At 38.1% G+C, this 22,563-nt stretch carries 20 protein-coding genes and 1 riboswitch; of the genes, 10 read left to right on the top strand and 10 right to left on the bottom strand.

Annotated elements, in window-relative coordinates; genetic code table 11:
* Window positions 1-47: 47 nt before the first annotated feature.
* Complete coding sequence (gene thiL, locus ABEG20_RS18340) at window positions 48-1,088, top strand: thiamine-phosphate kinase (protein WP_406824695.1); 1,041 nt, start codon at window positions 48-50, stop codon at window positions 1,086-1,088.
* Window positions 1,089-1,441: 353 nt separating this feature from the next.
* On the opposite strand, the gene ABEG20_RS18335 is transcribed toward thiL, so the two are convergent.
* A complete protein-coding gene (locus tag ABEG20_RS18335; RefSeq protein ID WP_406824694.1) occupies window positions 1,442-2,827 on the bottom strand; it encodes a DNA recombination protein RmuC in 1,386 nt (461 codons plus the stop codon).
* A 118-nt stretch (window positions 2,828-2,945) separates the two neighbouring features.
* On the opposite strand from ABEG20_RS18335, the gene purU reads away from it, so the two are divergent.
* Window positions 2,946-3,785, top strand: a complete 840-nt coding sequence (purU, locus tag ABEG20_RS18330) for a formyltetrahydrofolate deformylase (RefSeq protein ID WP_406824693.1) — start codon at window positions 2,946-2,948, stop codon at window positions 3,783-3,785.
* A 115-nt stretch (window positions 3,786-3,900) separates the two neighbouring features.
* Here the strand turns inward: purU and ABEG20_RS18325 are convergent, their stop codons facing one another.
* Window positions 3,901-5,040, bottom strand: coding sequence for an NAD(P)/FAD-dependent oxidoreductase (locus ABEG20_RS18325; protein WP_406824692.1), 1,140 nt, complete (start codon window positions 5,038-5,040; stop codon window positions 3,901-3,903).
* An 82-nt stretch (window positions 5,041-5,122) separates the two neighbouring features.
* On the opposite strand from ABEG20_RS18325, the gene ABEG20_RS18320 reads away from it, so the two are divergent.
* From ABEG20_RS18320 to ABEG20_RS18310, 3 genes are all read left to right on the top strand, one after another.
* Window positions 5,123-5,818 (top strand): zinc metallopeptidase, encoded by a 696-nt coding sequence (locus ABEG20_RS18320; RefSeq protein ID WP_406824691.1) that lies wholly within the window; start codon window positions 5,123-5,125, stop codon window positions 5,816-5,818.
* Window positions 5,819-5,965: 147 nt separating this feature from the next.
* Entirely contained in the window at window positions 5,966-6,259 is a 294-nt protein-coding gene (locus tag ABEG20_RS18315; protein WP_406824690.1) for a hypothetical protein, read from the top strand.
* Window positions 6,260-6,262: 3 nt separating this feature from the next.
* Window positions 6,263-8,719, top strand: a complete 2,457-nt coding sequence (locus ABEG20_RS18310; protein ID WP_406824689.1) for an Hsp70 family protein — start codon at window positions 6,263-6,265, stop codon at window positions 8,717-8,719.
* Window positions 8,720-8,731: 12 nt separating this feature from the next.
* Here the strand turns inward: ABEG20_RS18310 and ABEG20_RS18305 are convergent, their stop codons facing one another.
* The 3 genes from ABEG20_RS18305 to dusB form a co-directional block, all read right to left on the bottom strand.
* Window positions 8,732-9,652, bottom strand: a complete 921-nt coding sequence (locus tag ABEG20_RS18305) for a hypothetical protein (protein WP_406824688.1) — start codon at window positions 9,650-9,652, stop codon at window positions 8,732-8,734.
* A gap of 103 nt (window positions 9,653-9,755) precedes the next feature.
* The gene (gene apaG, locus ABEG20_RS18300) at window positions 9,756-10,142 is read right to left on the bottom strand and encodes a Co2+/Mg2+ efflux protein ApaG (protein WP_406824687.1); all 387 of its coding nucleotides are present in this window, start codon (window positions 10,140-10,142) and stop codon (window positions 9,756-9,758) included.
* Between the two features lie 35 nt (window positions 10,143-10,177).
* Window positions 10,178-11,185, bottom strand: a complete 1,008-nt coding sequence (gene dusB / locus ABEG20_RS18295; RefSeq protein WP_406824686.1) for a tRNA dihydrouridine synthase DusB — start codon at window positions 11,183-11,185, stop codon at window positions 10,178-10,180.
* Window positions 11,186-11,228: 43 nt separating this feature from the next.
* Here dusB and ABEG20_RS18290 point away from each other — a divergent pair, with 43 nt between their 5' ends.
* Genes ABEG20_RS18290 through ABEG20_RS18280 form a run of 3 tightly spaced genes read left to right on the top strand, consistent with a single transcriptional unit; the run spans window position 11,229 to window position 13,195 of the window.
* Window positions 11,229-12,155 (top strand): lysostaphin resistance A-like protein, encoded by a 927-nt coding sequence (locus ABEG20_RS18290; protein WP_406824685.1) that lies wholly within the window; start codon window positions 11,229-11,231, stop codon window positions 12,153-12,155.
* On the top strand, window positions 12,136-12,342 hold the full coding sequence (locus ABEG20_RS18285; protein WP_406824684.1) for a putative signal transducing protein: 207 nt from the start codon (window positions 12,136-12,138) through the stop codon (window positions 12,340-12,342). The genes ABEG20_RS18290 and ABEG20_RS18285 overlap by 20 nt, the downstream gene beginning before the upstream one ends.
* Before the next feature lie 43 nt (window positions 12,343-12,385).
* Window positions 12,386-13,195, top strand: coding sequence for a phosphatidate cytidylyltransferase (locus ABEG20_RS18280; RefSeq protein WP_406824683.1), 810 nt, complete (start codon window positions 12,386-12,388; stop codon window positions 13,193-13,195).
* A gap of 33 nt (window positions 13,196-13,228) precedes the next feature.
* Here ABEG20_RS18280 and ABEG20_RS18275 read toward each other — a convergent pair whose 3' ends face one another.
* The 3 genes from ABEG20_RS18275 to metE form a co-directional block, all read right to left on the bottom strand.
* On the bottom strand, window positions 13,229-13,903 hold the full coding sequence (locus tag ABEG20_RS18275) for a class I SAM-dependent methyltransferase (RefSeq protein ID WP_406824682.1): 675 nt from the start codon (window positions 13,901-13,903) through the stop codon (window positions 13,229-13,231).
* A gap of 52 nt (window positions 13,904-13,955) precedes the next feature.
* Window positions 13,956-14,342, bottom strand: a complete 387-nt coding sequence (locus ABEG20_RS18270) for an acyl-CoA thioesterase (RefSeq protein ID WP_406824681.1) — start codon at window positions 14,340-14,342, stop codon at window positions 13,956-13,958.
* Window positions 14,343-14,453: 111 nt separating this feature from the next.
* Window positions 14,454-16,787: a 5-methyltetrahydropteroyltriglutamate--homocysteine S-methyltransferase gene (gene metE, locus ABEG20_RS18265; protein ID WP_406824680.1), complete on the bottom strand. Its 2,334-nt coding sequence runs from the start codon at window positions 16,785-16,787 to the stop codon at window positions 14,454-14,456.
* Between the two features lie 192 nt (window positions 16,788-16,979).
* Window positions 16,980-17,188, bottom strand: a riboswitch (cobalamin riboswitch).
* A gap of 126 nt (window positions 17,189-17,314) precedes the next feature.
* On the opposite strand from metE, the gene ABEG20_RS18260 reads away from it, so the two are divergent.
* Complete coding sequence (locus tag ABEG20_RS18260) at window positions 17,315-20,002, top strand: M14 metallopeptidase family protein (protein ID WP_406824679.1); 2,688 nt, start codon at window positions 17,315-17,317, stop codon at window positions 20,000-20,002.
* 222 nt (window positions 20,003-20,224) lie between these two features.
* Window positions 20,225-20,941: a DsbA family protein gene (locus tag ABEG20_RS18255; RefSeq protein WP_406824678.1), complete on the top strand. Its 717-nt coding sequence runs from the start codon at window positions 20,225-20,227 to the stop codon at window positions 20,939-20,941.
* A 187-nt stretch (window positions 20,942-21,128) separates the two neighbouring features.
* Here ABEG20_RS18255 and ABEG20_RS18250 read toward each other — a convergent pair whose 3' ends face one another.
* Together ABEG20_RS18250 and ABEG20_RS18245 are read right to left on the bottom strand one after the other, a co-directional pair.
* A complete protein-coding gene (locus ABEG20_RS18250) occupies window positions 21,129-21,347 on the bottom strand; it encodes a DUF3820 family protein (protein ID WP_025141651.1) in 219 nt (72 codons plus the stop codon).
* Window positions 21,348-22,484: an ATP-binding protein gene (locus ABEG20_RS18245; protein WP_406824677.1), complete on the bottom strand. Its 1,137-nt coding sequence runs from the start codon at window positions 22,482-22,484 to the stop codon at window positions 21,348-21,350.
* Window positions 22,485-22,563: the final 79 nt, after the last annotated feature.

Raw genomic sequence — 22,563 nt, 5'->3', positions numbered from 1 at the left:
ATTAAGATGCTGAAACAAGTTTAGCATGACGATAATTACAATATAATATGTTTGAAAATAAAGAACGCACAGATATTAATGAATTAGGCGAATTTGGGTTAATTAAACACCTGACCACCAATTTTAAAATTAAAAATGATTATTCGGTAAAAGGTGTTGGCGATGATGCAGCAGTACTGGATGCAAAAGGTAAACAGACTTTAATTTCGACCGATTTATTGTTGGAAGGAATCCACTTTGATTTGGCTTATGTGCCATTAATGCACCTGGGGTACAAAGCCGTGCAGGTAAACCTGAGTGATATTTATGCCATGAATGGAAAAGCAAGTCAGATTACAGTTTCCCTGGGTTTATCGAGCAAATTTCCATTAGAGGCCGTTGAAGAAATTTATAAAGGCATTGAGCTGGCTTGTAATAAATACAATATTGATTTAATTGGAGGCGACACTTCATCTAGTAAACAGGGTTTGGTGATCAGTATCACCAGTATCGGTTATGCCGATGCAGATAAAGTGGTATACAGAAATGGTGCTCAGGAACATGATTTATTGTGTGTTTCCGGTGATTTAGGTGGTGCTTATCTTGGTCTTCAGATTTTAGAGAGAGAGAAATTAATCTATCTCGAAAACCCACAAATTCAACCCGATTTAGAGGGTAAAGATTATATCATCGAAAGACAATTGAAACCAGAAGCCAGGATGGATATTGTGGCGCTTTTAGATGAGATGAATATTAAGCCAACTTCTATGATCGATGTATCAGATGGTTTAGCTTCCGAAATTTTGCATTTGGCAGAACAGTCGGATAAAGGAATGACGATTTACGAAGAGAAAATTCCTTTAGATCCGATGACTTATGAAACTGCCCGCGAGTTAGGTTTAGATCCTACCGTTTGTGCTTTAAGTGGTGGCGAAGATTATGAATTGTTATTTACCATTAGCCAGGATGATTATAAAAAATTGAAACATGATGTAGATATCACCGTAATTGGTCATGTTACCGATAAAAACTCGGGCTGCAAAATGGTTTCTAAATCAGAAAAAATACACGAGCTGAAAGCCCAGGGCTGGAATGCTTTTAAGAAATAAAAATAAGTCTTCATTTCGAGCGGACCAGATAGCTATCGGGTGCAACGAAGTCGGGAAATCTGTCTGGATATATCTCTCCATTCCACTACGTTCCAGTCGAAATGACGATTTTACTTTGTAGTTGATATTGCCAGGAAAATATAAAACGTTCTCAGCTATATCAACTTTTTTATTTTAAAGCCATCTATATTGTTTCTAGGCAAAATAAAATCTATTCTATCACTGGGAAAAAAATAATAAAAAAATTGTCCTAAGGCTGTCAGAAAAAATAGCTAAATTTGCAGGTTTTGACTTTTATTTTTTCTTCTATAAATTTTCAAAAAATCAGGAGGCTTCGCTTCATAATTTAAAAGCTATAAATCTTGCGTTTCATTTAAATCTAAGTACTTTGTATCAATCTGTTTGGTAGCTTTCGCTCCTAATTTTTTAATCTTTTCTGAAGTATTGGTTAAATTTCCTGCACCGACTGACAATTTATTAACGGCTTTATCATAAGCATCCTGTCCATTTTTAATATATCTGCCAATGTTTTCCAGGTCGGCAACAAAACCCACAAATTTATCATACATGCTGCCACTTAAACGGGCAATTTCCATCACGTTACGGTTTTGACGCTCCTGTTTCCACATGCTTGCAATGGTGCGTAAGGTAGCGAGCAAAGTAGACGGACTTACAATTACAACTCTCCTATCCCATGCAAAATTAAAGAGTTCTGCATCTTTTTGTACCGCAATGCTAAAAGAAGATTCGATGGGAATAAACAATAGCACAAAATCCGGAGAATTGATTTTATATAAATCATGATAGTTTTTTGATGAAAGTTCCAGAATGTGGCTCTTAATGGAAGCTAAATGCTGTTTTAAATAGCCTTCACGCTCTTCATCGGTATCTGCAGATACCGATCGTTCATAAGCGACCAAACTTACCTTAGCATCAACAACAAGGTGTTTATCATCTGGCAGGTCGATCACCACATCTGGCTGATAGCGGCTACCTTCTGCGGAGGTATGTGAAGCCTGGATGCGATATTCCTGATCACGCACTAAACCAGAGCGCTCTAATACCTTTTCCAGAATGATCTCTCCCCAGTTTCCCTGCTTTTTACTGTCACCTTTTAAAGCTTTGGTTAAATTATTGGCATCTTCCTGTATGAGTTTGCTTTGAATCTGCAGTTCAGAAATCACACCTTTCAAAATATTCCTTTCGTCTGATTCGGCTTTGTAAACCTTTTCTACCTTATCTTCAAAAGCTTTTATATTTTCTTTCAAAGGATTGAGGATGATATCCAGATTGGTACGGTTTTGCTCAATAAATTTGGTGGATTTTTCTTCCAGGATTTTATTGGCAATCAATTCGAAATCTTTATTCAGCTTTTGTTGCGATTGCTCATAGCTTAATTTTTGCTCTACCAGTTTTTCTTTTTCGGCCCGGTAGAACGATCTTGTACTTTCGAGCTCACGGTTGGCATCTGCCAGGCGATCGCGTTCGGCCTGCAGTTCATCAATTAAACGCTGTTGCTCCTGTTTAAGAAGGATAGTAATATGTTCTTTTTCTACCGATAAGTTGGAAACACGTTCATCAGCTTTAGCTAAACTGATTTTCAAAGCTTCATTTTCGCTTTTTATCCGCTCAAAATCTTCTACTGAGACAATAGATAACGCAGCCTGGGGTTTCTTTATTAATAAAATGACCAGAACAATTAAAATAGCAATTAGTAAAGCGATGCCTGCAGTCTCCATAATGATAAAAATTTTAGTAAAAATGGAAATTTAAAATAGATATACCAAAAAAAATTAGTCAAATTGAAATAGATAAAACCGTAAAATTTTTCTATTATTGAATATTAGTATTTTATAAATGAACGCATTAACAGTCCTTATTTCCTGCCCCGATCAGGTGGGTTTGGTAACCCATATTACCCGTGTGCTGGCTGCGCATCAATTGAATATTATCGCCATGCGGGAGTTTGTTGATGAAGCCAATAAAGCATTCTTTACAAGAATTGCCTGTACCGGAAACCTGGAAGATGCAGAAAAATTAAAGGAAAAGCTTTTAGAAAACTTACCAAATGCCGCAGAGGTAAACTTAATTACCAGGCAGGAAAAGCAGATTGCTGTTTTGGTAACGAAAGAGTATCATTGTTTGGCAGAGATACTGATTAAAAACCAGTTTAAAACTTTAGGAGCAAATGTTCAATGTGTAATTGGTAATTACGAAAGCCTTAAGGATTTTACCGAAAAACTGGGAATACCCTATTTTTATGTAGATCATAATAATAAAGATAAAAATGAATTCGAGGCTGAAATAAAAGCTATTATTAACCAATTTGAGGTAGATTACCTGGTATTGGCTAAATTTATGCGGATTCTGTCAGCTGATTTTGTTAAAGATTATGCAGGTAAAATCATCAATATCCATCATTCTTTTTTGCCAGCTTTTATAGGTGCCAACCCTTACCGTCAGGCTTTTGAGCGTGGGGTAAAAATTATTGGGGCAACCGCCCATTTTGTTACCGATAGTTTGGATGAAGGCCCAATTATTACCCAGCATACCAATCACGTAGACCATAATTTTGGTGTAAAGGAAATGGTACGGGCTGGAAAAGAAATTGAGAAAAAAGTATTATTAGAGGCTTTAGAACTCATTTTTGAAGACCGGGTTTTTGTGAGTGGTAATAAGACGGTAGTGTTTAAATGATGTAAAACGGATGATGGAATTGATGACATGCTCTTTTGCCACTGTCTGTTATCCCGAATGCAATGAAGAATTCTTTGAGAAAGCTATCTCCGTATTCTCTGTGGTAAAGAAACAGCTATAATTTATTTAATAGCAAATTCGCCACGTCTTCTCCGGTTTGCGAGCCTATAGCAACCCCCATACCGTTGCACCTGGTTGCACAAAATACATTCGGCCTGATTTCTTCAGCAAAGGGTTCCAATACTTTGCCAAAGGCCATAATCCCGCTCCAACGGTAATCTATCTCATATTTAGTTGCTGGTAAAATTACTTCTTTTAGCAAACGCTCAAGCGCCGATTGCACTGGCTCCGTTTGGCCAAAAGTAGTCGTTTCTTCTGCTTTGAAATCAATATTTCTGCCACCACCCAATAAAATTCTGTTATTTATATTTCTGAAATAGTAATAACCTTTATCGTAATGGAAAGTACCCGCTATCTTTAAATCTTTTATCGGTTTGGTTATTAAAACCTGACCGCGACCTGGTTTTATATCCACATCAGGATATAGATCTTTGATAAAGGCATTGGTTGTAACAATTAGTCGTTTACAAGAAAAATTTCCATTTTTGGAAATCAGGCAAAAACCTTCTGATTTTTCTTCAATCCGATCTACCTTACAACTGTTAAAAATACCAATGCCTAGCTGTTGTGCATATTGAATCAAGGCGTACATCATTTTACCACTATCAATCTGCGCTTCATATTGATTTTCGATTAAAGTACTTACCCCTTCGAAACCAAATAAACTGATTTTTTTATTGTTTACAAGAAAAGCATTGGATCCGACAATATCATTAACCAGAAGGTTAAAATGTTCAATTTTGGATACACCAAGGTCAGCTGAAAAATTGTCTTCGTTTTTAAATAGTTCATAGCCGCCCAGGCATTGATAATCAATGGTATTATCGCCCAGCAATTGACGCAGTTTGAGCAGGCCCTTCCAACGTTTTTCAATGAGCATTGCCAGTCGATCGCTACCCATTATTTCCTCTTGCTCAATTAGTTCAGAAATGCTTCCAAAACAAGCAAAACCAGCATTTTTTGTACTTGCGCCCGTAGGTAAAAATCCCTTTTCGAGTATGACGATCTTTAAGGATGGAGCTGTTTTTTTAAGGTGGATAGCAGCATTTAAACCTACTATTCCGCTACCAATTATAACTGCATCATAATTACAAAAAAATGATTCTTTTTCCCAGTATGAAAATTCGGTTGGCATAGTATAAATGTACTGTTTTTCAAATTTAAATAATATGGGAACGCTTTTTGATATATGATAGTTGAAAAACATACATAAGAAAATGGGAGTTTATTTAATATTAATCATCCCGGTATTATTGCTGAGCATGTTTGTACAATGGCGGTTTAGAAACAAGTTTTCCAAGTATGCCGAAATGCAATTAAGCTCTGGTTTATCGGGCAAAGAGGTAGCAGAAAGAATGCTGCATGATAATGGGATATACGACGTGAAGGTGATGAGTACCGAAGGACAATTAACCGATCATTACAATCCATCAGATAAGACCGTTAATTTAAGTACAGATGTATACTACAGCCGAAGCGTAGCAGCAGCGGCAGTAGCGGCACATGAATGTGGCCATGCAGTGCAACAGGCAAAATCATATAACTGGTTGCAATTAAGAAGCAGCATGGTACCTGTGGTGAGTATATCATCTAATCTTTTGCAATGGGTATTATTAATTGGCGTATTATTAATAGGTTTTACCGGAAACCCAATTGTTTTGGCGATTGGTGTAGTGGGTTTAGCATTAGTGACTGTATTTAGTATCGTTACCCTACCAGTAGAATTTGATGCCAGTAACCGTGCATTGGCCTGGTTAAAAAACAATAATGGTGTAATGCAAACGCAAGAAGAAAATGCGCAGGCGAAAGATGCGCTTTGGTGGGCGGCAATGACTTATGTGGTAGCAGCTGTTGGTGCACTGGCCAATTTATTGTATTATGCATCAATGCTTTTTGGAAGAAGCAGGGATTAAAATATTACCTATGGAAAGCGTAAATGCGGAAAGAAATATCTTTCCGCATTTCTTTTTTAGGGTCTATGTGAATGCTTATTCATAATAAATTTTAAAAACGGGCTGTTTCAATTATCTTAGGAAAATAATTTAAATGAAACGGCTCAAATGAAAGATATCATTACCCAATTGTTCGAAATTGAAAATAAGATCAGGCCTGAAGACTTTCAAGCCTTTAAAAGAAATTTCCAGCGGATTTATCATGAACTCGAACAGGAAGGTTATACCGTGATCAACCCCATCGGGCAGCCCTATGATGAGAGGGATGTTTCAATTGAAGCAAATATATCGAATGAGGATAAACGGGCTTTAATAATTACCAAAGTTCTAAAACCGATCATATACAAATCAGAATCGGGTATCCGGACATTAATTCAAAAAGCAGTTGTTATTGTTGGCTAAGAGATGGAAAATATAAACTTTGGGATAGATCTGGGAACCACAAATTCCGGAATCGGTAAGTTTCAGGCAGGGAAAGTTACGATCTTTAAAAACCCGGTCGGCTTTAAAGATACATTGCCTTCGGTTATCGCCTACAGGAACAATAGGATCTTGGTTGGAGATAAGGCCCGTGAAATGACAATAATTAATCCTGATCAGGTTTTTTCCAGTTTTAAGCGCAAAATGGGCAGTGCGCATTTATATCAGGTTCCGGATAGCTTTGAAACCAAAACAGCCATTGATTTTTCGGCATTGATTTTAAAAGAACTCCTGGGGTTTATTACTGAAGAAAAGCCGACTGCTGCAGTCATTACCATTCCAGCATCCTTTGATACCATACAATCTAATGCAACAAAACTGGCTGGAGAGGCTGCCGGAATACAGGAAGTTCTGTTATTGCAGGAACCGATTGCTGCATGTTTAGCTTATGCCAATGTACAGAATATCGCTATTGACGAATTAAAGAATTGGTTGGTTTATGATTTTGGTGGGGGTACATTTGATGTGGCCCTGGTGAGCATTGATAATAGGGAACTTAAAGTCATTGATCATGAAGGAAATAATTTTTTGGGCGGCCTGGATATAGATCACCTGATGCTAGAAAAGCTACTTTGCCCTGCGCTTGAAAAAGAGCTGCAGGAGGAAAACCTGTGGAAGCAAATGGTAAATGGCGAGAATGCAACTTACAATAAGCTTTTTTTTGAATTGCTTTATCGTGCTGAAGAAGCAAAGAAGGAATTATCCATAAAAGAAGAGGCTTTTGTAGAGATAGAAATTGCAGAAAGGTATATAGAACTTTTAATCACCCGAAAGGATTTTAACCAGCTTATCCATCCAAAAGTTGATGAAACCATCAGGCTTACCAAACATCTGCTGGAAAAGAACAATATTGAGAACAGCCAGTTAGAACGTATTATCTTGGTGGGTGGTACCACATATATTCCGTACATCAGGACCTCCCTCGTCCATGTGTTCGAAACCCATGTAGATGTAACCATCGATCCTACAACCGCTATTATTTTAGGTGCGGGTTATTATGCGGGAACTAAAAATAAACAAAGCACGATTATAAAAGAAGCATTGCCAGCTACACTTAAAAATGTGAAGTTAGCCTATGAGGTTAACTCGAAAGACAATGAAGAACTTTTAACCGGCCTTGTTGATCCGGATTTCTCTGGCTATTATCGGGTTACGCGTACGGATGGCGGTTTTGACAGCGGTATGATTGCTTTTCATTCCAAATTCAATGAATTTTTAAAACTTGTGCCCAAAACTACTAATATTTTCAACCTTAAAATCCTCGACAAATACCATACTGTGGTATATGAAAATGAGCATATCGGCATTAATCATGGCATTTATAACATATCCGGACAACCGCTTCCGAATGATATCTGCCTTGAAATTGACGATACTTTAGGTACAACCTATTTGGAACAGGTATTCAGGAAAGGCGATATTTTACCACTTAACAAAAAGCTTTATAAAACCATTTCTAAAACCATTTTAAAAGAATCGGGTGAGAAACTGATTATCAATATTGTAGAAGGAAAATCGGATACTAGTCCTGCCAGTAATCTCTGTATCGGTTACCTCGAAATTGATTCGGAAGATCTGCCATCAAATTTATTGAAAGGTACAGATATTGAAATTGATTTTGATATCAGCGAATCGAGAGATTTAACTGTAAATATCTATATCGGGGCCATCATGTTAGAGATTAACCAGGTGTTTAATGCTTCTGCAAAACAGGTTTCGGCTGTAAAAATTGTGCAGGAACTGGAGAAAGTTTTGGTAGAACTTGAAAACATAGACGATGATGAATTTGCCATGGCTGATGTACCAAAACTCGAAGACCTGCGTGTTGAAGTAATCGAGCTTTTAAAGTTGCTTATTGATATTGATGGTGACTTTTTAACCGATAAAATATACAATATAGATGAACGTAAACGCAAGGCTTTTCAAGCTTACGATCATCTCATCCGGAAAAAAAACATAGTAGCTGAAATAGAAGAATATCAGTTGCAGAAGAATGAAATCAGAGAAGAATTACTGTTAAAACCAAATCCAAAGATTGAGCATGCTTTCAATAATATAATCAAAAATGAAATCAAATTTTTAAACTCCAATCAATCATCCATTATTAGATCAAAAATAAGGGAACTTCAAAAAATCGCAAACGAAATCTACTATCAGCAAGATCATTCATATATAGAGCTTTTTTACTACTTCGCTATTAAGCCATTGGAAGATTATACCGACGAAAACCAGGCAAAAAAAAGCATAATAAATGGTCAAAAAGCGATCGATAAAGAAAATTATGCAGAATTAAAGGCCATTATTAACAGTCTTTATCATTTGCTTAAGGTAAAACCAAAAAGCTTTTTTGAAGACAAGAATGGAACTCTTGGTTTAAAATAATTAACTATTCCCTTATTTGTTAAGACGGCTGGCTATCCGTGCCACAAAGCTAACGCCCAAAATCAATGGGCCAATAAATGATGTTCCGCCTACCGATATAAGAATGATAATAGCCAGCATAGCTGCAATATAAACCAAAACTTTATATAAGGATGAATCATTTTCACGGTTATCTTCAAACTCTAGTTGTGGATGGATCCATTGTAAAGCAATTTGACGGTTGTTTTCCAGCGTTTGCTTCAATTGATCGGAATAAGCACTGAAAAATGTTGCTGCATAGAGGATCTTACCCAGGTATATTCTGTTGTTGAAGCCTGTATGTTGTTTTTCACTGATAATGTTATTTATACTCAAAATATCATCGTCAAAGAAAAGCGGATCTATGCAGCTTAAACAAGAATAATATTGAATTTCTGCGGCATAAGTATTAGCCGAGATAAAACTTACAAACTGATCATTATACAGCGCAGAAATAATGGATTGATTTTTATCTTTTAGCACCTCATAAGTTTGATTACGCGTAAAGTCTCCAATAAGAAATGGATAATTCATAAAAATACTTCTGAGGCTGTTCCACTTATTGTTCCGGATGCAATATTTGAGGTAATCAAGAATATTTTCGGAAAAAGCCTGTTCAAATTCTTCCAGCGTTTTATCACTGATCTGGTTGTGGTCTAACTTTGCAGAATTGACAGTACCCCGCTTTCCTGCTACAATAATACCGATGTTTTTATCCTTTAGGATTGGAATAAACCTGTTTCCATAGGTTTTTAAAAAAAGGATAAGTTTTTCTATGTCATTGATTTTGATCGAACTGTCTAGCTTTGCTTCTGCTTTTAGGATTTTTTCGACCTTGATGATGTCATCAATTGAATCGAAGTTTAGTGTCGGAAACTGCTTTAAAACTAATTCTAAAAGATTTAGCTGGATCATTTTATCAATACGAGGCGTTAAATATCCAAAATGGATTTACAAATGTAAAATTAAAATGTCGAAAGAGGCTAATAAACAGCTAATTTAGCTCAGCGAGAAAAATTTAATTCAATTTGTAAGGTGCCACCAATTGAAATTCGGGAATATCAACATCGAATTCTAAACCATCCATATCACGTTTCATCAAATAGGTACCTTTCATGCTCCCCATATCGGTTTTGAGGTTACAACCCGAAACATATACATGTGTTTCTCCCGGTTGTATTATTGGCTGTAAACCAACAACACCCTCACCTTCTACCTCTCTTTTGCTACTGTTCGAATCGAAAATTAACCACTGTCTGCGCATTAATTGAACAGCGTAATCAGAGAGATTGGAAATTTCTACGCGATAGGCAAACATATAGTGTTCGTTCGCCGGATTTGAATATTCTGGCTGATAAACGGTTTCTACCGAAACCTTAACCCCGTCTGTAATAGCTGTAACCATGATGATAACGAATGTAAGAAAAAAGCTTTCAAAAATCAAGCCAGTACAGTAGTGGCGTCATAGCTGGCAAATTTTTCTGCCACTTCCTCTAAAATGCTGTAAATGTTGCTGATATCTGGCTCAGCAACCAAACGCATGCGGTAAGGTTTAAAATCGGGCAGGCCTTTGAAATAGTTGGCATAATGGCGGCGCATTTCGAAAATACCGGTTTTAGGACCTTTCCATTCCAATGATTTATCCAGGTGTGTACGGCACACCTCAATTCTTTCCGCTATCGTAGGTCCGGCCAGGTGTTTTCCGGTTTTGAAGAAATGTTTTACCTCGCGAAAAATCCAAGGATAACCGATTGCGGCACGACCAATCATGATACCATCTACCTCATATTCCATGCGCCAGTTAGCTGCCTTTTCAGGACTATCTACATCACCGTTGCCAAAAATGGGAATTTTGATGCGTGGATTACGTTTAATTTCGCGGATTAAACTCCAGTCGGCCTCACCTTTATATAATTGTGCCCTTGTTCGGCCATGAATGGTAAGTGCCTGGATGCCTACATCCTGAAGTCGCTCGGCAACTTCGTAAACATTTTTGGTATTATCATCCCAGCCTAAGCGGGTTTTTACGGTAACAGGCAAATGCGAAGCTTTAACCACCGCATCTGTCATTTTTACCATTTTATCGATATCCTGAAGCAAGCTGGAGCCTGCGCCTTTGCAAACCACATTTTTTACCGGACAGCCATAATTAATGTCTACCAGATCCGGGCCTGCTGCAGAAGCAATTTCTGAGGCTTCCCGCATGTGTTCAATATCGCCGCCAAAAATCTGGATACCGATTGGTCTCTCATATTCGAAAATATCAAGTTTTTGTAAACTTTTTGCGGCATCCCGGATCAAGCCTTCCGAAGAGATAAATTCGGTATACATCATATCAGCCCCGTTTTTTTTGCATACATAACGGAAGGGCGGATCACTTACATCCTCCATTGGAGCGAGTAATAAAGGGAACTCACCTAAATCTATATTTCCTATCTTTACAGACATTTTCTATCTTCAACGATTAATAAAACATACAAAGGTACAAATAATGAATTTTGTAACACCTAAACACGAGGAAATCAATCCTTTCTTGCAATTACTTTTACTTTTATTTTACGCAGTTGCCGGGGCTTTTGTTTTCGGTCTCATTGGCATCGTAATCTGTATGGCGATGTACGGAATGAGTATGGTGAGTAATTTCAGCCTGCTTTTATCAGGTGACGCCAAATATATTTCGGGTTTTAAGGTCATACAGATTTTAAGTTCAATTGGTACATTCATTTTACCACCTCTTGCACTAGCTTTGACAGAAAGAATAAAAATAACCCGGTTTTATAGCTTTAAACAACCAAAGGTTTTACTGCTTCTGCTGGTGATCGTGATTATGATTGCGAGTATGCCTTTTATGGAGTGGACAGTAATATGGAATCAAAAAATGGTTTTGCCCGACTTTTTGAGAGGAATTGAGGCATGGATGAAAGAAAAAGAAGAACTGGCAGCAAAAATGACCCTTCAACTGATTACCGTAAGAAGTAATTTCGATTTTGTGGTTAACCTGATCATGATTGCAGTTTTACCTGCCATTGGCGAGGAGCTGATGTTCAGGGGTGGCGTGCAACGCTCATTGGAACGGTCTTTTGGCAATCCTCATTTGGCTATATGGCTTACTGCTATAATTTTTAGTGCCATACATGTTCAATTTTATGGTTTTGTACCCAGGTTGTTATTAGGAGCTGGCTTCGGGTATCTGTATTATTTTAGTGGTAGTATCTGGTATGCCATGTTTGCCCACTTTTTAAACAATGCTTATGCAGTTTGTGCGGCTTTTTATATGCAAAAACACCACATGCCACTTGATAAAGCTGATGAACCGATCGGTTTTCCATGGTATGGCTATTTAATTAGTGCAATATTTACCATAGCTTTGTTTAAATTTTTTAAAGATAGCGCATTACGTGAGCGAAAATTGGGTTAAAGTATATACCACCAGCAATGCCTTTGCGGCAGAGGTATTAAAACAGGGATTAACAGAAGCTGGTATCCCTGCAGTTACAATAAATAAACAGCTCTCGGCATATAATTTTGGCGAAATAAATGTTTTGGTGAATAAGGTAGATTTCAATAAAGCCATAGAATACATCGTTGAGAACGAAATTGAATAGTAATAATGACCTTAAACCTTATACCCTTTACCTCTTACCTTAAATGAAAACCAGGGCAATAACCGCTTTCTTTTTTACCATAGTAATGCTTGGCTCTATCTTTTTGGGGAGTTATGCATTTACAATTTTCTATCTTATTCTAAGTGTATTATCCTTATTCGAATTTTATAAGCTGATCAAAAATGCCGGCATCAGGCCACATCGGAATATTGGTTTAATGGCAGGGTCCTTAATCTTTTTGATGGCTGCAGGTTTGCATTACTTGGAATATGATGTGAAGTACCTGTTGCTTTGTATCCCGCTAATTTTTTCGGTTTTTATTACTGAGCTGTATAAGAAAAACAAAATTCCGTTTGCCAATATCTCTTATACATTTGTTGGCTTTGTTTATGTCACCATCCCTTTCTGCTTTTTCCATGCCCTGGGCTTTTTAAAAAACTGGAATGAATATAACTTTCATTTACCACTCGCATTTTTGTTAATGCTTTGGGCAAATGATACTGGCGCATATCTTTTTGGTGTAAAATATGGTAAACGCAAATTGTTCGAACGTCATTCGCCAAAGAAAAGCTGGGAAGGGTTTTTTGGGGGGATGTTCACCAGCGTTTTGGTCGGTTTTGGTTTATCCTTTCTTTTTACCGAAAGTCCGGCTTGGGTTTGGGCTGGCATGGCAGTATTAATTGCTAGTTTTGGTACACTGGGAGACCTGGTCGAATCGATGCTTAAACGCAGTTTGGATACTAAAGACAGTGGAGGTTTGTTACCGGGACACGGTGGTCTGTTAGATCGTTTTGATGGCTTGTTATTGGCCGCTCCCGTGGTTTACGCATATCTTTATCTGATTTTGTATTAGATTAATCAAGAAAGCATAAAGAGATGTAGCCATTTATTGTGAAACAGGAGTAGAAACGACAACATGATATTCCCGTTCTACCTGCTCGCCTGTTTTGCTTTTGATCTGTTCGGTTTTACTAAGAATATTTTCGATGATGAAGCCTACGTTTTTTAATAGGTCTTTTACCTCTTCTACTTCATAAAGTGTAAAACCATAAGGCGTAAAAGGGAGATTTTGCATAAAAGCCTTGTCGGCAAAACAAATCACCAGAGTACCATTATGTTTCAGGATCCGTTTAATTTCGGTGAGATATTCGCCTGGATTTTGCCAAAAGTATATTGTATTCACGGTAAAAATTTTATCGAACCGATCATCATCAAACGGTAATGTTGCTCCATCTGTTAGTTTAAAATGAACTTTTCCGCTTGTAACAAAATCTTGATTAATCTTTACAGCCTCGGCAATAATGGTAGCAGAAATATCAGCGCCATAATACCTTAGATTTTCGGCTTTGGATAATAATTGAGCAATATGCCCACCATTACCATGGCCAATTTCTAAAACGGTATTACTGTTTTGGAGGTTTAACACATTAATGGCCGAACTGGTCATTCCTAGATTACTGGCATGCATCATCTCCCCTGTTTTAAGGCCATGTTCGCCCTCCGGACAGCTTAATTGTTTGGCAATATTTTTTAAATCTTCTTCAGCATGTTGATGCTCCATAATCAAATTTAAACTAATGATTTGTAAACGATCTTAGCTAATATTTATAACATTATTTGATTACCTGTACCGGTTTTTTGTTTTCATCAATAGCTACAAAAGTAAAATCTCCATGTACGGCCAGTTCCCTTCCTTCGGCGTACATCTGCTCAATGTAAATTTCTACATTAACCTTTAAACTGGTATTCCCAACATGGCTTACTTGGCCAATAAGCTCTATGATGGTACCCGCTGGGATTGGTTTTTTGAAATCGATCCGATCGCTGCTTACTGTTACCATAATCTGGCGGCTAAAACGCGTGGCGGTAATAAAAGCAACTTCGTCCATTAAATGCATAGCGGTGCCGCCAAAAAGCGTATCGTAATGATTGGTTGTATTTGGGAAAACGGCTTTAAAAATACTGGTTTTTGAATTTTCTATTCTTTCTGCTAGGGTCATGGGGTAAATATAGGGTGAGTAAAAAGCTTTGACAACTTTCTGATTAGAAAGTTGTCAAAGTAAGGATTTGCTTCAGAGAAAACTGTCTCTCAGGGGAAACAAATGTGGCAATTAATTTGCCTGCAGATCTGCTGAAAGTACTTCTTCTGTTTTACGCATCTCTTTTGCCGCTTCAACCATTTCAATCAATGCTTTTTTGGTTTCATCCCATCCGCGGGTTTTTAAGCCACAATCAGGGTTTACCCAAAGTTGATCGGAAGGAATAACCGCTTTGGCTTTTTTGAGCAACTGAACCATTTCTTCGCGTTTCGGAACCCTAGGAGAATGAATATCATAAACACCTGGTCCAATTTCGTTTGGATATTTAAAATCGGCAAAAGCATCTAATAATTCCATCTGCGAACGCGAGGTTTCGATCGTGATTACATCTGCATCCATATCGGCAATGTTTTGAATGATATCGTTAAACTCCGAATAGCACATATGCGTGTGGATCTGGGTATCATCTTTTACGCCACTGGCTGATATTTTAAAAGCTTTAACTGCCCAGTTCAGGTAATTTTGCCAATCCGCCTTGCGCAAAGGCAAACCCTCTCTAATGGCGGGTTCATCAATCTGGATGATTTTAATACCCGCATTTTCCAGGTCGCAAACTTCATCGCGGATGGCCAATGCAATTTGTGTGCAGGTTTCAGAACGGGGCTGATCGTTACGCACAAATGACCATTGTAAGATGGTAACCGGACCAGTTAACATACCTTTCATGTATTTCGAAGTAAGCGATTGCGCATAGGCTGTCCATTTCACCGTCATAGGTTCAGGGCGCGAAACATCACCAAAAATGATTGGCGGTTTTACACAGCGTGAGCCATAACTTTGTACCCATCCGTTTTTAGAAAAAGCGAAACCGTCTAATTGCTCACCGAAGTATTCAACCATGTCGTTACGCTCAAACTCACCATGTACCAGTACATCGATGTCGATTTCTTCCTGCCATTTTACCGCTTTTTCGGTTTCCTGCGCAATTAAATTATCGTATTCTTCAACAGTAAAAGTTCCGTTTTTAAGTTTGGCCCGCCAGCTTCTAACCTCTGCGGTTTGCGGAAATGATCCGATGGTTGTCGTAGCATAAATGGGTAGATTAAGCTCCTGTTGCTTGATTTTTCTGGCAGAAAATGGACTCAAACGTTCGGCATCCTGCTCTTTTAAGGCCAAAACACGTTCTTTTACTGCCGGATTATGGATGATTTTAGAAACTTTCCGGTTAGCAATAGCCATCTTATTTTCTTCGAGTTTTTGCAGGGTAGATGCAGGGTTTTCGTTGATGATCAGTTTTTTTAAGGTTGCCAGCTCTGCAACTTTTTGTTTCGCATAGGCCAGCCATTGTTTAATTTCTTCCGATAAATTTTTCTCATTGGTTTCATTATCCAGATCAACCGGTGAGTGGATTAATGAGCAGGATGGTGCAATCCATACTTTATCCAATCCTCGTTTTTCTACCGCCTGATTGATGATAGAAACAGATTTTTCGAAATCATTTTTCCAGATATTTCGTCCGTCTACCACGCCTAAAGAAAGGATGGTTTCGTTTTTTAAAGAAGCTAAAACGTCATTTAACTGATCTTCGGCACGTACCAGATCGATATGTAAAACATTTACAGGCAATGAAGTAGTTAAAGCAAGATTGTTGCCTAAACCCTCGAAATAAGTCGCTAAAATGATCTTTAACCCAGGGAAAGCTTTTCTAATTTCCTTATAAGCATATTCATAAGCTTTTTTGTCTTTGTCGGTTAAATCTAAAGTCAAAAATGGTTCATCAAACTGTACATATTCTACATCCAAAGCATCTAAGCGAGATAAAATCTCGATATAAACCGGAAGCAGGTTTTTAATCAGGTCTATTTTTTCAAAGCCGGCTTCTTTTTCTTTACCCAATAAAAGGTAGGAAACCGGACCGATTAGAACAGGTTTGGTGGTAATACCCAATTGTTTGGCCTCGTAAAACTCATCGATGATTTTTGTTGAGAAAAGTTTAAAAGGCTGGTCTTTGTAAAATTCGGGCACAATGTAATGGTAATTGGTATCGAACCATTTGGTCATTTCCATCGCTACCACATCCAGTCCTTCTTTTTGGTAGCCCCTCGCCATAGCGAAATAAAGATCCAGTTCTTCATTGCCTTTTTTCAGGATTACCTCATTGTACCTTTTCGGGATGGCCCCAAAAGTTAAAGAGTGATCGAGTACATGGTCGTAAAAAGAAAAATCGTTTGATGGAATCACATCAATGCCTGCTTCTTTTTGAAGTTTCCAGTTTTCGTGGCGAATGTTTTTGCCCACCTGCAGTACATTTTTGTACCCAGTTTTATCTGCCCAGTAATTTTCGCAGATTTTCTTTAATTCCCTTTGGCTACCTATCCGCGGATAGCCCAGATTTTGCGTTAGCATTTCTCTTAAAGATTAAGTAAATAAATCGTTTAAAAGCTCTTAAGCAATATTTGTAATACTCTTTGTTAAAAGTTAAAGGAAAGGTTATGGCACAGCCTGCCCGCTTATCAGCAAAAAGCTTAAAGCAAGCGTATAAAATTTTAATTTTATCGTGTACAATCAGACCTGACCAATTACTTTATAACGCGAAAGTACCGTCAATTCAATATAGGCAGGTCTCCTGACTTATTCCCGATTTTATCGCCTTCCCATCCCGATAAGCGGCACAGTGGCATGAATGATAAGACCGTTGTCTTTTTGCTAAAAGACAGAATTTACAGTTGCGCGACAGCTCGTGATTTGCACACGATTCCCTATTAATCCCGGGTGTAATTCCGGGAACCTGTATCGGTTGATGAAAAATAAAGTTAAGAACTTACATCGAGGCAAATGTATGGATTAGGATTTAAAACTTGTAACAAATTTACAGCAAGCGGTTTTTGGTACCTATTCTCTGTTATATTTGGTTACCTAACTAAACTCTTATTATGATAAAAAACTACTTTAAAGGGCTTTGCATTGCTTTTTTAATGGTAAACAGCTATGCAGTGCTGGCGCAGGAGGTACCAACGCCAAAATCTCATTTCGGTTTTGATATCGGCGACGATTATCAATTGGCCAATTATACCCAAACAGAAGCCTATTTTAAAAAGATTGCAGCAACTTCTAACCGTATTAAACTGGTTGATATTGGTAAAACCGAAGAAGGCAGAAGTCAATATATGTTGATTGTTTCTTCACCTGAAAACCTGAAGAAATTAGATCGATATAAGGAAATTTCACAACAGCTGGCCCATGCCGAAATTACACCTGAGCAGGCTAAAGCACTGGCCCGGGAAGGTAAAGCGGTGGTTTGGATAGATGGAGGCCTGCATGCAAACGAGGTGGTTGGTGCACATCAATTGATCGAAACAATATATGAATTTGCTTCAAGAAAGGATGCGGAGACCTTACGCATTTTAGATAATGTAATTATATTGTTTACACATGCCAATCCTGATGGGCAGGAGCTGGTGAGTAATTGGTACATGAGGGATAAAGAGCCTAATAAAAGAACAACCTCAGGCTTGCCGGTTTTGTACGAAAAATATGCAGGGCACGATAATAACCGTGATTTCTTTATGTTAAATCTTAAAGAAACGCAGAATATCGGTCGTCAGCTTTTTGTAGAGTGGATTCCGCAGATTATGTACAACCATCATCAGGCTGGTCCGGCGGGAACGGTTGTGGCGGGGCCACCCTATCGGGATCCGTTTAATTATGTTTTTGATCCAACCTTGTTAACCAGTTTAGATGCCGTTGGTGCCGCTATGCACAACAGGATGAACGTTGAAAATAAACCCGGGTATACACAACGGGGAGGGTCGGTTTATTCTACCTGGTACAATGGCGGATTAAGAACCACAACCTATTTTCATAACATGATTGGACTGTTGACCGAAATTATCGGAAATCCTACGCCTTCTGAAATTCCGCTCGTTCCTTCCAGATTATTACCGAATGGCGATTCACCCAATCCCATTACACCAAGGAAATGGTATTTTAAAAATTCAATCGATTATTCGGTATCCTTAAATTATGCTGTTTTAAATTATGCACAGCGTTACCGCGATGAATTGTTGTTTAATATTTACCAGATGGGCAGAAATTCTATAGAACGCGGTGAAAAAGATACCTGGTCTTTTTCGCCTAAAAAGATAGAAGCCATTAATAAAGCTGCAAAAGGCAGTTCTGCTATTGGGGGCGATGCAGATTTTGGACCAAGACGTCCGATCAGCATAAAAGCTTTTGATACGGTAATGAAAGCCCCATCAAACCGTGATCCACGGGGTTATATTTTATCAGCAGATCAGCCTGATTTTAATACTGCCATTAAATTTTTAAACGCGCTGATCAGGACGGGTGTTGTAGTTCAAAAGGCAACAGCTCCATTTACCGTTGCCGGTAAAGATTATCCTGCCGGAAGTTATATCGTCAAAACCGATCAGGCTTTCCGTCCACATGTGTTGGATATGTTTGAGCCTCAGGATCACCCAAATGATTTTAAATACGAAGGGGGTGCACCCATTCCGCCGTATGATGCTGCCGGATGGACTTTGGCATATTTAATGGATGTGAAATTCGACCGTATTCTGGACGATTTTTCAGGTCCCTTTGAAAAAAATCCTTACGGGGAACTCTTAAAACCAGAGCATAAACTGCCAAATGGATCAGGCTATGTATTAAGTGCTGCTCAAAATGATTCATATAGCGCAGTTAATGAATTATTAAAAAACAAAATTGAAGTTTACCGTTCTACTGAAAATGGAGATTTTTATGTTTCATCAGCAGGGAAATCAATATTGGAAAAAGCAAATATTAAACTAAAAATTGCTGCTGCTGCAAAGGATAAAACTAAAGTTTCGACCGCCAGAATTGCCCTTTGGGATACATACGGAGGTTCTATGGCCTCGGGCTGGGTGCGGTTTTTAATGGAGCAGTATCATTATAATGCCACGGTTATCTATCCGCAGGACATTGATGCCGGAAATTTAAAATCTAAATTCGATGTGATCATTTTTGTGGGTGGGGCTATACCATCTGTTCAGGGCGGAGGGTTTGGAAACAGAACTTTCGGACCAAAAGCAGAAGAGATTCCTCAGGAATTTAGAAACCGTTTAGGTAGGATTACTGCTGATAAATCGATCCCTGAGTTAAAGAAATTTTTAGAAGCCGGTGGAAATATTGTAACCATTGGCAGCAGTACCAGTCTGGCTTATCACTTAAACCTTCCCGTACGTAATGCGATGGTAGAAATTGTAAACGGAGAAGAAAAAAGATTACCTGCTGAGAAATATTATGTTCCCGGGAGTGTGTTGAATGTTAGTGTAGATACCAATTTGCCAGCCAATTGGGGAATGGAAAAAGAAGCTGATGTATATTTCGATAATAGTCCTGTTTTTAAACTCACTGGCGACGCCATTGCAGCTGGAAAGATTAAACCTTTGATGTGGTTTCAAAATGCTGTACCGTTGCGCAGCGGCTGGGCCTGGGGGCAGGCCTATCTGCAAGATGGGATAACAGCTTTTGAAGCAAAAGTGGGTAAAGGTAAATTGCTTGCTTTTGGCCCTGAAATTGTCTTTAGAGCACAAACGCATGGTACTTTCAAGCTAATATTTAACCAGTTGTATAAATAATTATAATTGAGTTAGTTGCTTAAAAATGCATGTACCTTGTCTTCAGCAAACTGCCATTGAAAAATTTAATATAAAATTCGTCATTTCGACTGAAGCATAGCGAAATCGAGATATCTTGAGCTAAAAAACTTTTTTTGAAGCGTGAGAGCCACTATCCCAAACGATAGTGGCTTTTTACTTTGTTCTTACTATAGCCAATTATAATCCGCTTAATTTTGGATTATGAAAGTAGAAATCTGGTCGGACGTAATGTGTCCGTTTTGCTATATCGGGAAAAGACATTTTGAGCAGGCGATGGAACAATTGCCCTTCAAAAATGAAATTGAAATAGATTGGAAGAGTTTCCAGCTCAATCCGGAGTATCACAATACCAATAATGAAACGGTATACGATTATCTATCAAGAAGTAAAGGAATGCCAGTTGAGCAAGCCAAACAGATGACAAAACAGGTGGTTGATATGGCGGCAAATGCAGGCTTAAGCATCGATTTCGATACCAATATTCCGGCTAATACCTTTAACGCACACCGTTTGATTCACTTGGCAGCAAAACATGGTCTTCAGGATTTAGCTGAAGAGAAATTATTTGAAGCTCATTTTGTAAACAGCAAAAATATTGGCGAAACCGATGTTTTAGTTGATCTTGCTGTAGAAATTGGCCTGGATAAGGATGAAGCTGTAGCCGTTTTAAGCAGTGACCAATTTGCCGAAGCCGTGCGCTACGACATTTATGAAAGCCAGAATTTAGGCATTCGTGGCGTACCTTACTTTGTAATGGATCGCAAATATGGTGTTTCGGGTGCTCAGCCCGTTCAGGCTTTCACCGATGCGCTTACCCAAAGTTTTACCGAGTGGAAAGAAACGCAGCCTAAAACCAAACTTACTTCGTTAAATAAAAATGATGATGCAGTTTGTAATGAGAATGGGTGTGAGATATAAAGTTTTTTCCCGCAGATTACACTGATCGACGCAGATTTTCTGTGGAAATCAATAGAAAAATCGTCATCTCGACTGGAGCGCAGCGCAATGGAGAGATCTGTCTACATAGATTTAGCTTAGCTGCACTTCGTGGTTCTCGGCTTCGTTGCACTTCGCTCGAAATGACGTTATATCCATTAGCGATCCATCACCGCTGATTCTTCAACGGCGTTAATAAATACTCCAAACCATTCACCCGGATTTCGAACATCGTAGCCATCAAATCGCCCAATTTGCCTTTCGGGAAACCTTTATCTTTATACCAAAGCAAGTAACTTTCAGGTATATTGCAGATCAGGTAACCTTTGTATTTTCCATAAGGCATTTGCATTTTCACTAAATCGAGCAATAAGGTCGGATCTAACATTTATAATATAAAATCTAAATAATTTTCTTTGTTAATTACAGAAAACGTGGCTTGAGGATAGTTTTTGGCAAAAAAACCAGGTATTTTTTTCCTTTGGTTTCCCCATTTGAAATCGGCAGCTAAAATTTCTCCGTTATTAACTTCAATAAGGTCTATTTCCTGTTGGTCATAAGTTCTCCAAAAATAGTAAGTGGTACTTTGCTGTTCGTACTCCATTTTTTTAATGCGCTCACTAAAACAGTAATTTTCCCATAAAATGCCCTGATCATTACGTAATGCTAATAATCTGAAATCATTAACAATCGCATTCCGGATGCCATTGTCGTAAAAATACCATTTGGATGACTTTGTAACCTCTTTCCGTAAATTATTACTGTATCCGCCAACTTTATAGATGATAAAAACCTTCGAAAGTAAATCGAGATAACGGTCTACGGTATTTTTACTGATGCCCAAAGTACGGGAAATTTCATCAATCGAAACTTCCGATCCTACCTGATAGGCAATAAGTTTTAATAATTCCAGTAGTTTCGCGCTATTTTGGATGTTCTCGTACATTAAAATATCTTTTAAAAGATATGATTTAACCAATTCAGTTAAATATTGTGCTTTTTCAGCTAATGAACTCAGATGAAACAACTCCGGATAAGAACCAAAAATTAATCTTTCCTCTAAGTTTTGGGTGGTTTGTAAGGCATTTTCCTGTTTATCCAGTTCAACCTGTGCTATGGGGTATAGATAATAAGTTAAACTTCTTCCGGTTAAGGGCTCACCTGTTTGGTTCGACAAATCGAAGGTGGATGATCCACTGGCAATAATGGTAAGGTCTTTAAAAGTATCGATCAGTAACTTTAATATTTTTCCGATTTCGGGTATAACCTGGGCTTCATCAATAATGAGCAGTTTGGCATCACCTAAAACCCTTTTATAATTTGCCGCTGTACGGGTTGACAATAATACCTGTACATCCTGATCTTCTCCGTTTAAAGAAAGATGGTTGATATTCGCATCTTTAATAATGCTTTCTACTAACCAGGTTTTGCCTACCCTCCTTGTGCCGAAAATTAAGATGACCTTATTCTTCCCAATTTTGTTGAGAATAATAGGTTTTAAAGATCTAACAATTTGACTGCTCATTTAAGTCAAATATACTAAAAAACATTAATTCAGTCAATAGACTGACTGAATTAACGTTAATTCAGTCAATGAACTGACT

The sequence above is a fragment of the Pedobacter sp. KACC 23697 genome (genome assembly GCF_045348445.1).
GTDB lineage: Bacteria > Bacteroidota > Bacteroidia > Sphingobacteriales > Sphingobacteriaceae > Pedobacter.
The sequence above is the reverse complement of the archived record's forward strand: the minus strand, read 5'-3'. Positions and strand labels throughout refer to the sequence as shown.

Excerpts from the sequence above, each read along its gene's own strand:
- thiL (WP_406824695.1), top strand. The coding sequence starts at position 48 with ATGTTTGAAAATAAAGAACGCACAGATATTAATGAATTAGGCGAATTT.
- ABEG20_RS18335 (WP_406824694.1), bottom strand. The coding sequence starts at position 2,827 with ATGGAGACTGCAGGCATCGCTTTACTAATTGCTATTTTAATTGTTCTG.
- purU (WP_406824693.1), top strand. The coding sequence starts at position 2,946 with ATGAACGCATTAACAGTCCTTATTTCCTGCCCCGATCAGGTGGGTTTG.
- ABEG20_RS18325 (WP_406824692.1), bottom strand. The coding sequence starts at position 5,040 with ATGCCAACCGAATTTTCATACTGGGAAAAAGAATCATTTTTTTGTAAT.
- ABEG20_RS18320 (WP_406824691.1), top strand. The coding sequence starts at position 5,123 with ATGGGAGTTTATTTAATATTAATCATCCCGGTATTATTGCTGAGCATG.
- ABEG20_RS18315 (WP_406824690.1), top strand. The coding sequence starts at position 5,966 with ATGAAAGATATCATTACCCAATTGTTCGAAATTGAAAATAAGATCAGG.
- ABEG20_RS18310 (WP_406824689.1), top strand. The coding sequence starts at position 6,263 with ATGGAAAATATAAACTTTGGGATAGATCTGGGAACCACAAATTCCGGA.
- ABEG20_RS18305 (WP_406824688.1), bottom strand. The coding sequence starts at position 9,652 with ATGATCCAGCTAAATCTTTTAGAATTAGTTTTAAAGCAGTTTCCGACA.
- apaG (WP_406824687.1), bottom strand. The coding sequence starts at position 10,142 with ATGGTTACAGCTATTACAGACGGGGTTAAGGTTTCGGTAGAAACCGTT.
- dusB (WP_406824686.1), bottom strand. The coding sequence starts at position 11,185 with ATGTCTGTAAAGATAGGAAATATAGATTTAGGTGAGTTCCCTTTATTA.
- ABEG20_RS18290 (WP_406824685.1), top strand. The coding sequence starts at position 11,229 with ATGAATTTTGTAACACCTAAACACGAGGAAATCAATCCTTTCTTGCAA.
- ABEG20_RS18280 (WP_406824683.1), top strand. The coding sequence starts at position 12,386 with ATGAAAACCAGGGCAATAACCGCTTTCTTTTTTACCATAGTAATGCTT.
- ABEG20_RS18275 (WP_406824682.1), bottom strand. The coding sequence starts at position 13,903 with ATGGAGCATCAACATGCTGAAGAAGATTTAAAAAATATTGCCAAACAA.
- ABEG20_RS18270 (WP_406824681.1), bottom strand. The coding sequence starts at position 14,342 with ATGACCCTAGCAGAAAGAATAGAAAATTCAAAAACCAGTATTTTTAAA.
- metE (WP_406824680.1), bottom strand. The coding sequence starts at position 16,787 with ATGCTAACGCAAAATCTGGGCTATCCGCGGATAGGTAGCCAAAGGGAA.
- ABEG20_RS18260 (WP_406824679.1), top strand. The coding sequence starts at position 17,315 with ATGATAAAAAACTACTTTAAAGGGCTTTGCATTGCTTTTTTAATGGTA.
- ABEG20_RS18255 (WP_406824678.1), top strand. The coding sequence starts at position 20,225 with ATGAAAGTAGAAATCTGGTCGGACGTAATGTGTCCGTTTTGCTATATC.
- ABEG20_RS18250 (WP_025141651.1), bottom strand. The coding sequence starts at position 21,347 with ATGTTAGATCCGACCTTATTGCTCGATTTAGTGAAAATGCAAATGCCT.
- ABEG20_RS18245 (WP_406824677.1), bottom strand. The coding sequence starts at position 22,484 with ATGAGCAGTCAAATTGTTAGATCTTTAAAACCTATTATTCTCAACAAA.